The organism is Variovorax sp. WDL1 (assembly GCF_001541225.1).
GTDB lineage: Bacteria > Pseudomonadota > Gammaproteobacteria > Burkholderiales > Burkholderiaceae_C > Variovorax.
Genome location: NZ_LMTS01000300.1, coordinates 49425 through 61366 on the forward strand (window position 1 = coordinate 49425; position 11942 = coordinate 61366).

Consider the following 11942-nt stretch of genomic DNA (forward strand, 5'->3'; position numbering starts at 1 on the left):
TCCGGTCCCCGGCGAGCTTTTCAAGGAGGACTCACCATGAAAATCGAAACCCTGCACACCCATCCTGCGCCGCAGCAGGCCGATCCCGAGACGGAGACCTTGCCCATGCCCGTCGCGGGCAACGACATCGGTCCCGCCCCGGCGCTGCATGATGGCGCGATGCGCACCGAGGCACCATCGAAGCTGCACCGCACCTGGGACAAGGTGCACGCGTTGGTGGCGTCGCTGCCCGACCGTGCGCGGCAGGCCAAGGTGCAGGGCGCGAACTACGTGGCCGAGGAGCCGGTCAAGGCCGCGCTGCTGGCCGCGGCCGGCGGTGCTGCGCTGGCCATGGTCCTGCGGGCCGCGGCCCGCCGCGGCAGGCACTGACCTGCCCTCGCGGCGCCTCGGCATCTGAACCTACGCCGACAAGCGCCGGGTGCAACTGGCCGCGCCGGTGCCGTGCCGGGACGATGCGCGCATGCCCGACAGCAAGGCGATGCCCTTCCCCGACGCCGACGCGCAAAGCCGCCCCGCAGGAGAGAGTGCCCTCTGGCGCCGCGTCCGCCGCTGGGCCTTGCCGGTGCTGGGCCTCGTGGTGCTCGGGCTGTTGCTGTCCCACGCGCACAAGGTCGACTGGGCCGGCGCCTGGCAGGCACTCGGGCGCTATTCACCCGGGCTGCTGCTGGCCGCGCTCGCGCTGTGCACGGCAAGCCATGCGCTGTACGGCTGCTATGACCTGATCGGCCGGCACCACACGCGGCACGGCCTGCCGCGCTGGCGCAGCTGGGCGATTGCCATCACCAGCTATGCCTTCAACCTCAATCTCGGCTCGCTGGTGGGCGGCGTGGCGATGCGCGCACGTCTCTATGCACGAGCCGGCATCGACGAGGCCACGGTGGCGCAGATCGTGGGCCTCAGCCTCGCGACCAACTGGCTCGGCTACGGGCTGGTGGCGGGCTGCGTGTTCGCCTCCGGCGTGGTGAAGCCACCTGCGGAGTCCCCGCTGGGGGAGGGTGCCTTCCGGGCGCTGGGCGTGCTGATGCTGCTGTTGGCTGCGACCTATGTGCTGGCCTGCGCAAAGGCGCAGGGCAGGCAGTGGCAGGTGCGCGGGCGCCGCGTCCAACTGCCTTCGGCGCGGCTGGCCCTGGTGCAGCTCGGCCTCTCGGCCGCGAACTGGGCCTTGATGGCATCGGCCATGTACCTGCTGCTGGGCGGCAAGGTGCCGTATGCGGTCACGCTGGGGGTGATGCTGGCGGCTGCGATCGCCGGTGTGGTGACGCCGATCCCGGCCGGCCTCGGGGTGCTGGAGGCGGTGTACCTGGCGCTGCTCTCGGGCTCTGTGCGCCAGGGTGTGCTGATGGGCGCACTGCTGGCCTATCGCGCGCTGTACTACCTGGTGCCGCTGGGCGGCGGGCTGGTGCTCTATCTGCTGCTGGAGCGGTACGCGTCCGCGCATCCGCCCGCGGAGGGCGGAGGCACCGATGCGCTCAGCCCACCACCACCTCGCTGATCTGCATCACCGGCTTCAAGTCCGTGTAGTTCGCAACGTCGGCCATGATCGCCTTCACGTGCGGACCGAAGGCCGCCTGGAAGCTCTCCACCGAGTCGCAGTAGATGTGGCACATGCCGATGTAGGGGGCCGGCGCGCCGGGCGCGCCGCCTGCCAGGCCCTTGTCGATGGTGTAGGACTTGCAGGCGTCGCCCATCTTCTCCTTGAGCATGGGCATGTGCTTGTCGCGGTAGTAGTCGTGGTCGAACCGGGCGCCTGCGGTGTTGGGGTACATCACGCTGACCTTGATCATTTGCTTATCTCCATGTGGCAAGGCCCGTGAGCATAGGAGATGGCGCCGCGGCGAACAAGCGGCGGTGAACAAGCCGCGGCGTCGGGCCTCAGCTTCTTCGCGGTCCGATGACCTCGGAGATGGACGACGCCACGGCGGCCCATTCCTCGCGCGTCAGCAACTGCGCGGTCTGGGTGTGGAGCAGGGTGTCCTCCTGGTCGAGGTGGTCGATCATCAGGCGGCGGTGCTCCTCCAGCAGGTTCTCGACGGCGGCGCCCGCCGCCGCGTTCCCTGTTCGGGCCTGCGCGACCTTGGCCTTCGCCAGCGAGAGCAGGGCATCGCAGCGCTCGCGCTGCCGCTCCAGCCGATCGAGAAGTTCGTCTGCCTCCTCGGACCTGCCGCGCAGGATCTGGACCAGGACCACGCCCTTGGGGCGATGGGTCGCTTCGTCGAAGGCCTGGAGGCGTTCGATCAAGCGCAAGACGGACGATGCTGCAGGCCCCGCTCGCTTCCAGTCACCGCACTTCAACTCGCGGTCGAGCAGGCTCAGCAACTCACGCATGCGTGCATGCTCGGCACGCAAGACGGTCCACGCGCATTCGGCCGCCAACATGTTTGCCCCCTTTGAAACAGTTGCCTCTCGGGGAATTGCCCCTGGGAGGATTCCAGCCGTACCCACGAAGCCGTTCTACTGCGTTGCGGCCGGTGCCGCAAGGTGGACTTTTCCGCTTTACGCGAAAATCTCCGTGGACGGTTGGAACAGGGCGCCGAAGGCAATGCGCGTGCGCTGCCTCCGGGAGCAATTTCCGGCCGATACGCCCGCAGGACGCGCCGGCCCGGGGCGTCCTGCAAAGGCGAAACGGTGAACGCTTCTACTCCGCGGCAGGCGGCGCAGGTTCCGTGCCAGCGCCAGGGCGGCCGCGCCGTTCCCAGAAGCCGCGATGCGTGGCGACCATCTCGTCCGCCACCTCGGGCACCGGGCCGATCACCTCGATCGCCTTCTGGCCGCGTGCGAAGACCTCGCGGCAGGGCAGGGAGAGCGTGGGGTTCTCGGGATGGCTGCCGGTCAGTGCCAGCAGCGCCGACTCCTCGGCGCCGTAGACGACGCGGCCGATGTTGGCCCAGTACACGGTGCCGGCGCACATGGCGCAGGGCTCGAAGGTGGTGACCAGGGTGCACTGCGCCAGGTACGGGGCCGGGTAGTTGAGTGCGGCCGTGCGCGCCAGCGTGGCCTCGGCGTGCTGCACGGTGTCGATGTTGCCCTGCTCGGCCAGCACCGTTTCGCCGTCCGGCGCGACGAGCAGCGCACCGAAGGGGTGGCGGCCCATCGTCATCGCGCGCCGCGCGACCTGGTCGGCGCGGCGCAGGGCGCGGATGGCCTGCTGCCTATTCATTCTGGGAGCCGCGGTGCGCCCAGCCCGTGGTGTGCTTCTCGAGCGCGCTGAAGAGCTCGTACATCAGCATCGCCATCGCGCCCACCACCATCAGCCCGGCGAAGGCCAGTCCCATCTGCATGGCCGAGCCGGCCGAGATCAGCAGGTAGCCGATGCCCTCGTTGGCGGCCGTCATCTCGCTCACCGTGGTGCCGACGAAGGCAAGCGTGATCGCCACCTTGAGCGAAGCGTAGAAATAGGGCATGGAGCGCGGCAGGCCGATCTTCACCAGCACGTCCCAGCGCTTGGCGCCGAGCACGCGCAGCACGTCCTCCAGCTCGGGTTCGAGCGTCGCGAGCCCGGTGGCGATGTTGACCATGATCGGGAAGAAACTGATCAGGAAGGCGGTGAGGATCGCCGGCCCGACGCCGATGCCGAACCACACCACCAGGATCGGCACGAAGGCCGCCTTGGGCAAGGCGTTGAAGGCCGTCATGAGCGGGTACATCGCGGCGTAGGCCAGCCGCGAACTGCCGATCACGAAGCCCAGCAGCACGCCCACCACGATCGCCAGCCCGAAGCCCGCCATCGTGACCCAGAAAGTGCGCCAGGCATGGCCCGCGATGATTTCCTTGAACTCCCAGAACTGCGTCCAGATCCGCCACGGGCTCGGAAAGATGAACTCCGAGACCCCGAAGGCCGAGCAGATGATCTGCCACAGCACGATCACGGCCACCAGCAGCAGCCAGGGCGACCAGCGTTCGAGTTGCTTGTTGTTCATGCCGCGACCACCACCTCGGCCCCGCGGATCGCGCCGATGTGCCCGCGCAGCTCCAGCACGATGTCGGTGAATTCCTTGGTATAGGTGAGCTCCAGCTCGCGCGGGCGCGGCAGCTCGATCTCGCGCTTGACCACGAAGCGGCCCGGGCTCTTGCTCATCACGTACACCGTGTCGGCCAGGAACACCGACTCGCGCAGGTCGTGCGTGACCAGGATCACGTTGAAGCGCTGCTCGGTCCAGAGGTCGCGCAGGATGCACCACAGCTCCTCGCGCGTGAAGGCGTCGAGCGCGCCGAAGGGCTCGTCGAGCAGCAGCATCTTGGGCTCGTGGACCAGCGCGCGGCAGATGCTGGCGCGCTGCTGCATGCCGCCCGAGAGCTGCCAGGGGAACTTGTCCTCGTAGCCGCCCAGGCCCACCTTCTGCAGCAGGCGCCGGGCGCGCTCCTCGTACTCCTTGCGCTTGGCCTTGAAGCTCGAGCGGTAGGGCTCGACGATCTCCAGCGGCAGCAGCACGTTGTCCACCGTCGTGCGCCAGGGCAGCAGCGAAGGCGCCTGGAAGGCCATGCCCGAGATCTTGAGCGGCCCTGTCACCGGCGCGCCGTCGATGCGGATCTTGCCCATCGAGGGCATCTTCAGCCCCGTCGTGAGCTTCATGAAGGTGGACTTGCCGCAGCCCGAGGGCCCGACGATGGCGATGAACTCGCCGCGCTTCACCTGCAGGTCGATGGCCTCGACCGCGAAGTGGTTGGCGCGCAGCAGTTCCTCGTTGTAGGCGAGCCAGACGTCCTGGAAATCGACGAAGGGCGAGGTCTCGGCGACCGCCATTACTTCTTGAGGATGTTGAGCTCGGCCGCCGGCGGGAGCAGGGCGGCCGTCCACACCGCGTCCGGGCTCACGCGCGTCTTGGTGTTGAAGGCGTCGGAGACCTGCGAGGCCATCAGCGAGAGACGCCCCGCGTTGACCGCGCCGAAGCCCTCGGCGCGTGCGTCCGGGCTGTTGATCACGGTGTCGATGGCCAGCTTGAGGCGGCGCGTTTCCAGCGCGCTGTCGATGATGCCGTCGCGCTTCTTGACCGACTCGATGGCCACGGCCGGATTGGCGAGCACCTCCTTCGCGCCCTTGGCGAAGGCCGAGAGGAAGGCCTTGACCGCGGCCGGGTTCTCCTTGATCAGCTTGGGCGAGGCGATGATCACGTTGCCGTAGAGCTTCACGCCGTAGTCGGGGTAGGGCAGCACCACGATGTCGGCCGCCTTGGCGCCACGCGCCTCCAGGTTGAGCAGGGAAGTGAAGGTGAAGCCGGTGATGGCGTCGATGTCGCCGCGGATCAGCATCGTCTCGCGCAGCGTCGGGTCCATCGCGGTCCAGTTCACCGCGCCGACGTTGTTGGCCTTGGCGAAGATCGGGAAGGCGCGGCGGCCGGCGTCGAAGACCGGCGCGCCCAGCTTCTTGCCCGCCAGGTCCGCGGGCTTGGTGATGCCGCTCTTCTTGAGCGTCATCACCGAAGCCGGCGTGTTGTTGTAGACCATCATCACCGCCACCGGCTTGTTCGGGCTGTCGGGGTTGTTGGCGTGGAACTCCATCAGCGCCGCGAGGTCGGCGAAGCCCATGTCGTAGGCGCCCGAGGCCACCCGCGTCACGGTGCCGCCGGAGCCGTTGCCCGCGTCGATGGCGACGTCGAGGCCTGCCTCCTTGAAATAGCCCTTTGCGGCCGGATGCAGGAAGAGCGCGGCCGGGCCCTCGAAGCGCCAGTCGAGCTGGAACTTGATCGGCGTGGGCGCCTGGGCATGGGCGGTGACGAGGCCGAAGCTGAGCGCCGAGGCGGCAAGAAAGGAGTGGAGCAGTTGGCGCTTGTTCATACGGTGTCCGTGAAAGATGAGTGCCCGGCATTCAAGCAAATTCGGTGCCCGCACGCACTTGGTGCGAACCCTTCCGGGGCGGAGTCCCCATTGTCGCGAAGGCGGCGAGTCAGGTTTCCGCGCTGTTCGCGCGCCATCGCGCCGGCGTCGTCCCGAGGTGGCGCTTGAACGCCCGCTGGAAGGCGGCTTCCGATTGATAGCCGACGGCTTCGCCGATCGCACCCACCGGGTCGTGGCTGTGCTGCAGCTTTCGGCTCGCGTGGGTCATCCTGATCTCCGTGAGGACATCCGCGGCAGAACGGCCGATCGCGGATTCGAAATGACGCACGAACGTCGCACGCGACATGTGGCAAAGCGCTGCAAGCGCGGGAAGGTTCCATGGCTTTTCAGGGCTGTCGAAGATCGCGTCGATGGCGGGCTGCAAGCGCGGGCTCTGCGCCAGGGCAAGCAAGCCCTTCGGCGTCTCCGGGGCCTCCCCGGCAAGCCGGAGCGTCAACCCGAAAAGTGCGGCCGACAGGTGGCTCACGAGCGATGCGCTGCCAGGGGCCTCCTCGAGGGCCTCCTCTCGCATCAGCGCGACGAGCCGGGACAAGCGCGATGCGCTTGGGCTCTTGCCTGCGGCGCTGTGCACCACCAGGCGATGAGGCAGGTAGTCGCGAATCAGCCCGCTCGGCGACGCGCCCAGTAGGAAACGTCCACACAGGACCTCGGCCACGTCCCGCTTGCCGGTGTTCTCCACGACCGTCAGGAAGGGCGTCTGCACGTGCCGCGCCGGACGTGCCTTTCGTCCGCTGCCGTCGTGCAGACGATGAGGCGATCGCCGGGGAAAGAGAAGGATGTCCCCCGCCTCCAACTGCTGCGGCGGTCCGTGCGCATCCTCGACCGTGGCTGCGCCGCTCAAGAGGACGTGATAGGCGATCTCATGCACGCCTGCCTGGACTTGCTCCAGCCGCCACGGCGCACCGAAATGGCAGCGAACATCGAGTGAGCCAGTGACGGGCACCAGCGAAAGAACGCGGCTCAGCAAATCCATGGAAGGCCTGGTTGAGACGAAAGAGCATGATATTGAGCAAACAAGATATTAATGTACTCAAGCTTGCGGAATACAGTGACACCAGCCAAACAGAAATGGCTGTCCATAAACCAACCGGAGTTCACCATGTCACGTCTTTCCTCCATCCATCCCGAAAACGCAGCCGGCTTGACAGCCGAGCTTTTTGCAAAGATCAAGAAGGCAGCCGGCCGGGTTCCCAACGCGTATGCGACCGTCGGCTCGCACAGCCCTGCCGCGCTCGCAGCCATCCTCGGCGCTGACGCGGCCCTGGCGGCCGGCAGCCTGAACAAGTCGGACGTGGAAGCCATCAAGCTGGCGGTCAGCGAGATCGGCGGCTGCGACTACTGCGTGGCCGCCCACACGCAAATCGGCAAGTTCGCCGGCTTGTCCGGCGAGGCGATGAAGCAGGTTCGTGCCGGCCTTGCGAGCGGCAATGCGCAGCGCGATGCACTGGTTCGCTTCGTCCGTGCAATCGTGAATTCCAGGGGCACAGTGCCCGAAGCAGAAGTAGCCGCCGTGCGAGCCGGCGGCTACTCCGAGCAGCAGGTGATCGAAGCAATCCTTGCCGTGTCGGTCATCACCTTCACGAACCTTGTGAACCGGGTGAACGACACCGAGATCGACTTCCCCGCGGTCGCCTGAGGCGCCGCCGCCACGTTGGCCGCAGTGCGGGGGTGGAGATCCTTCCGCCGCGCGGCCTACTTGGCGGAACTCGCGTTCGCCACCGCCAGGGCCGTCATGTTGAGCACCCGGCGCACGGTGGCCGAAGGCGTGAGGATGTGCGCCGAGCCGCTCGCGCCCATGAGGATCGGCCCCACCGTCACGCCGTTGCCGCCGGTCATCTTCAGCACGTTGAAGAGGATGTTCGCGGCATCGAGGTTGGGGCAGATCAGCAGGTTGGCCGAGCCGCTGAGCGTGGTCTCGGGCAGGGCGTTGTGGCGCACCGTCTCCGACAGCGCGGCGTCGCCGTGCATCTCGCCGTCGCACTCGACGTCGGGCGCCATCTTCGCGAAGAGGTCGCGTGCCAGCCGCATCTTGCGCGCCGAGGCGCGCTCGGAGGAGCCGAAGTTCGAGTGAGAAAGAAAGGCCACCTTCGGCGGCACGCCAAAGCGCCGCACTTCCTCGGCCGACATCAACGCGATCTCGGCCAGGGTCTGGGCGTCCGGGTCTTCATGCACATTGGTGTCGGCAATGAAGAGGGTGTACTTCTCCAGCATGATCGCGTTGAGCGTGGCGAAGCCGGGGGCGCCGCGCTTCAGCCCGAGCACCTGGTTGAGGATCTTCAGGTGGCTGTCGAAGCGTCCGACCAGGCCGCACAGCATCGCATCGGCATCGCCCAGCTGGACCATCAGCGAGCCGATGGTGGTGTTGGAGCGCCGCACCATCGCCTTCGCGGCCTCGGGCGTGATGCCGCGGCGTCCCATGACCTTGTGGTAGGCCTCCCAGTAGGTGCGAAAGCGCGGGTCGTCCTCGGGGTCGACCACGTCGACGTCGGTGCCGAGCCGGATGCGCAGGCCGGCCTTCTTGAGGCGGGTCTCGATCACGGCCGGGCGGCCGATCAGGATCGGCTTGGCCAGGCCTTCGTCGACGGCCAGTTGCGCGGCACGCAGCACGCGGTCGTCCTCGCCTTCGCAGTAGGCCACGCGCTTGGCGCTGGCCAGCTTGGCGGCGCTGAACACCGGCCGCATGAACATGCCGGTCTGGTAGACGAAGCGCGCCAGGTTCTGGCGGTAGGCCTCCAGGTCCTCGATCGGCCGCGTGGCGACGCCCGAGTCCTGCGCCGCCTTGGCGACCGCCGGCGCGATGCGCAGGATCAACCGCGAATCGAAGGGCTTGGGAATGATGTAGTCGGGGCCGAAGGCCAGCTCCTGGCCCTGGTAGGCCGTGGCCACCTCTTCGCTGATGTCTGCCTTGGTCAGCTCGGCAATCTCGCGCACGCAGGCGAGCTTCATCTGCTCGGTGATCTTGCTCGCGCCGCAGTCCAGCGCGCCGCGGAAGATGTAGGGGAAGCACAGCACGTTGTTGACCTGGTTCGGGTAGTCCGAGCGGCCGGTGGCGATGATGCAGTCGGGCCGCACTTCCTTGGCCAGCTCGGGCCGGATCTCGGGCTCGGGGTTGGCCAGCGCCAGGATGATGGGCCGGTCGGCCATGGACTTGACCATGTCCTGCGAGACCACGCCGGGCGCCGAGCAGCCGAGGAAGACGTCGGCCTTCTTCATCACGTCGGCCAGCGTGCGGGCGCCGGTGTCGGCCTGGGCATAGCGCGACTTCGAGTCGTCGAAGCCGCCCGGGCGGCCGATGTAGATCAGCCCCTTCGAATCGACCGCGAAGATGTTGGCCGGCTTGGCGCCCATGCCCACCATCACGTCCAGGCAGGCGATGGCAGCAGCGCCGGCGCCGGAGACGGCGATCTTCACTTCGTCGATCTTCTTGCCGACCAGTTCCAGCCCGTTGATCAGCGCCGCGGCAGAGATGATGGCCGTGCCGTGCTGGTCGTCATGGAACACCGGGATGTTCATGCGCTCGCGCAGCTTGCGCTCGATGTAGAAGCACTCGGGCGCCTTGATGTCCTCGAGGTTGATGCCGCCCAGCGTGGGCTCCAGCGCGGCGATGATCTCGACCAGCTTGTCGGGGTCGGACTCGGCCAGCTCGATGTCGAACACGTCGATGCCGGCGAACTTCTTGAAGAGACATCCCTTGCCTTCCATCACCGGCTTGGCGGCCAGCGGGCCGATGTTGCCCAGGCCGAGCACCGCCGTGCCGTTGGTGACCACGCCCACCAGGTTGCCGCGCGAGGTGTATTCAGCGGCCTTGGCGGGGTCGGCCTCGATGTCGAGGCAGGGGTAGGCCACGCCGGGGGAGTAGGCCAGCGACAGGTCGCGCTGGTTCAGCAGCGGCTTGGTCGGGGATATCGATATCTTGCCCCTGACGGGGGAGCGATGGTATTCGCGGGCGGCATCGCGCAGTGCTTCTTCTGCCGGGGACAGGGGGGCGGCCATGGGAGTCTCCTTGATTCTGACGAGCAGAGAGGCTACTCCAAAAGCGCGGGCTGCCCGTGCAGTGGAAGCACGAACGGACAGGGCATGCCGGACGATGATCGCGCCGCGTTGAAACAAAAAGGCCCCAGCCGAAGCGGGGGCCTGGTGCGGCAATGGACTCAGCGCGTCATAGCGTCATGGCACGTTCGAGGCGTGCACCGCGAACGGCTTGAACGGCAGCGCCAGCTTGCCGGCGTATTCGCCGTTGGATGCCAGCGTGGGGCAGACGCCGGCCGCCCAGCAGAAGTTGTTGTCGGGGTAGATCAGGTCGCCGAAGCGGTAGTTGTCGATGCTCTGGCCGCTGTAGTTCGCGACGTTGACGATGTTGCCCCGCGTGGAGTAGTTGTCGGACATCGTCACCATGACCGGGTCGACGCGCGAGTCCTCCATCGTGCGCAGGATGGTGCCGCTGTTGCCGTCGTCGGCGAACTTCACCCAGCCCCACTTGCGATTGGCGCGGTCGGTGAAGATCAGCATCGTGTTGAGGGTATCGGTGTGGTTCGGGTAGTCCTTGGCCGCGGCCAGGTGCGTGATGTTGCTGCCAAGGCCTGTGACGACGCCGACTTCCGCGATCTCGGCGGGCGTGCCGGCAGCCGGCTTGGGGCCCTGCACATACGCGCCCAGCGAGTACATGTGCACCTTGCCGTTCTCGGTGGCGACCCAGGCGCGCGCATGGTGCGGATTCGACTCCCAGTACATGTCGTTCGGCGGCGCCATGCGACGGCGGTCGTCCTTGCTCCAGTAGTTGTAGGTCGAGGTCGTCAGGACGCTCGTGGGCTTGTCGGCCAGCGTGATCGTCTTGACGACCGCCGGCGCCGCCTGCGGACGATCCGCCAGCAGGTAGGGCCACTGGTTGGCGGCGAGCCCCACGTTCTGCGTTTCCAGGTTGCTCGCGGCGCTGCCGAGGTACATCTCGTTCGTGTACTTGAACAACGGCCCGAGGTCCACGAAGGCGACGGTCTTTTCCGATTTGGACGCGACCACGGCGATGCCGCCCTTGGCGTATTTCTCGTAGTACTCGCCGCCCGGCAGCAGCTTTGCCCGGTTGTTGGCCATCGGCGAGGCTTCCTTCGCCATGCCCGACAGGCCACCGCTGCTGGTGTACACGACCGCCGCATACGGGTGCATGCCGGTCGTCACCTTGATGGATGTCGGGGCCTTCATGTTGGCAGGCAGGTCGACGTAGCCGAGCACCTTCATGAAGATGTAGTTGCCCTGGTTGAGGAAGCCGGGATGCACCATGTCCATCCAGTCGTGCCACCAGTCGTACTTCGGGCCATCGAGCGTGCAGCCCTGGCAGCTGCCGCCGAGCGAGATGACCGCGACCTGGCCCTTGTGGTTGATCGTGTCCCACACGGTGACCAGCGCGAACTCGCCGCCGCCGGTGACGGAGATGGCGGTCGGCACCTTGCCGAGGGCCAGCTTGACGCTCGCGCGGTTCTGCGCGGTGAACGTGCCGACGGTGAAGATCGTTGCGGGCTTCGTCGGGCTGCCTTGCGTCGCGATCAGCGAAAGTCGCGTCGAGGGGCTGTCCGCCGCGTTCTCGCCGCGGTCCTCGACGATGGGCAGGTCTGCGGGGTCGTTCGGCGACAACACGCCCGAGGCGTAGTAGGTATCGATCGCGCTGGGCAGCATGCGCTTGTCCTGCCACAGCAGCTGCGGGCGCTGCATGAATGTCACGCGGTCGGTCGCCTGCGACTGGAACCAGGCCACCGAGCTCGACAGCGAGCTTCCGCTGGCCGGTGTGCCGATCGCCGCGGCATGGATGCTCACGTAGTAGTTGTACGCGGAGTTGTTTTCAGCGCCCAGCTGGTAGTGGAGATCGTTGCCCGGGCTGTGGGTGATTGCACCTACGTCGCCCCGCAGGGGAAGCGTGTTGACGCCGGTCTTGGTCGCCGCTGGCCCGAACCGGTACGCCACGCCTTCGGCCTGGCCGAACTTGTAGGCAATGCTCGTATAGGCGCTTGCAACGATGGCGCCGGAGCTGTCCACCACGTCGCCGGCGATGGGGGTGGGCGCGGGAGCCGGAGCAGGGGCAGGGGCCGGAGCGGGTGCGGGAGCGGGGGCGGGGGCAGGGG

General features: G+C 67.4%; 12 protein-coding genes. 3 read left to right on the forward strand and 9 right to left on the reverse strand.

What is annotated here, in order from left to right; all coding sequences use genetic code 11:
• Positions 1-36: 36 nt before the first annotated feature.
• Positions 37-369, forward strand: a complete 333-nt coding sequence (locus APY03_RS35785) for a hypothetical protein (RefSeq protein ID WP_068684942.1) — start codon at positions 37-39, stop codon at positions 367-369.
• A gap of 91 nt (positions 370-460) precedes the next feature.
• Complete coding sequence (locus APY03_RS35790) at positions 461-1492, forward strand: lysylphosphatidylglycerol synthase domain-containing protein (RefSeq protein WP_232081245.1); 1032 nt, start codon at positions 461-463, stop codon at positions 1490-1492.
• Here APY03_RS35790 and APY03_RS35795 read toward each other — a convergent pair.
• From APY03_RS35795 to APY03_RS35825, 7 genes are all read right to left on the reverse strand, one after another.
• Positions 1470-1784, reverse strand: coding sequence for an EthD family reductase (locus APY03_RS35795; protein WP_068684944.1), 315 nt, complete (start codon positions 1782-1784; stop codon positions 1470-1472). The genes APY03_RS35790 and APY03_RS35795 overlap by 23 nt on opposite strands.
• An 88-nt stretch (positions 1785-1872) precedes the next feature.
• Positions 1873-2376 carry a hemerythrin domain-containing protein gene (locus APY03_RS35800; RefSeq protein WP_068684946.1) on the reverse strand — a complete coding sequence of 168 codons (504 nt, stop codon included), beginning with the start codon at positions 2374-2376 and terminating at the stop codon, positions 1873-1875.
• A gap of 259 nt (positions 2377-2635) precedes the next feature.
• Positions 2636-3157: a nucleoside deaminase gene (locus tag APY03_RS35805; protein ID WP_068684948.1), complete on the reverse strand. Its 522-nt coding sequence runs from the start codon at positions 3155-3157 to the stop codon at positions 2636-2638.
• On the reverse strand, positions 3150-3917 hold the full coding sequence (locus tag APY03_RS35810) for an ABC transporter permease (protein WP_068684950.1): 768 nt from the start codon (positions 3915-3917) through the stop codon (positions 3150-3152). The genes APY03_RS35805 and APY03_RS35810 overlap by 8 nt, the downstream gene beginning before the upstream one ends.
• On the reverse strand, positions 3914-4741 hold the full coding sequence (locus APY03_RS35815) for an ABC transporter ATP-binding protein (protein ID WP_068684952.1): 828 nt from the start codon (positions 4739-4741) through the stop codon (positions 3914-3916). Before APY03_RS35815 ends, APY03_RS35810 begins: the two co-directional genes overlap by 4 nt.
• A complete protein-coding gene (locus APY03_RS35820; protein ID WP_068684954.1) occupies positions 4741-5772 on the reverse strand; it encodes an ABC transporter substrate-binding protein in 1032 nt (343 codons plus the stop codon). The genes APY03_RS35815 and APY03_RS35820 overlap by 1 nt, the downstream gene beginning before the upstream one ends.
• Before the next feature lie 109 nt (positions 5773-5881).
• Positions 5882-6805, reverse strand: coding sequence for an AraC family transcriptional regulator (locus APY03_RS35825; RefSeq protein WP_068684956.1), 924 nt, complete (start codon positions 6803-6805; stop codon positions 5882-5884).
• A 126-nt stretch (positions 6806-6931) separates the two neighbouring features.
• On the opposite strand from APY03_RS35825, the gene APY03_RS35830 reads away from it, so the two are divergent.
• Positions 6932-7468 (forward strand): carboxymuconolactone decarboxylase family protein, encoded by a 537-nt coding sequence (locus tag APY03_RS35830; RefSeq protein ID WP_068684958.1) that lies wholly within the window; start codon positions 6932-6934, stop codon positions 7466-7468.
• A gap of 56 nt (positions 7469-7524) precedes the next feature.
• On the opposite strand, the gene APY03_RS35835 is transcribed toward APY03_RS35830, so the two are convergent.
• A complete protein-coding gene (locus APY03_RS35835; RefSeq protein WP_068684960.1) occupies positions 7525-9825 on the reverse strand; it encodes an NADP-dependent malic enzyme in 2301 nt (766 codons plus the stop codon).
• 174 nt (positions 9826-9999) lie between these two features.
• The coding region (locus tag APY03_RS35840; RefSeq protein ID WP_232324536.1) for a hypothetical protein at positions 10000-11942 on the reverse strand (1943 nt) is incomplete at its 5' end.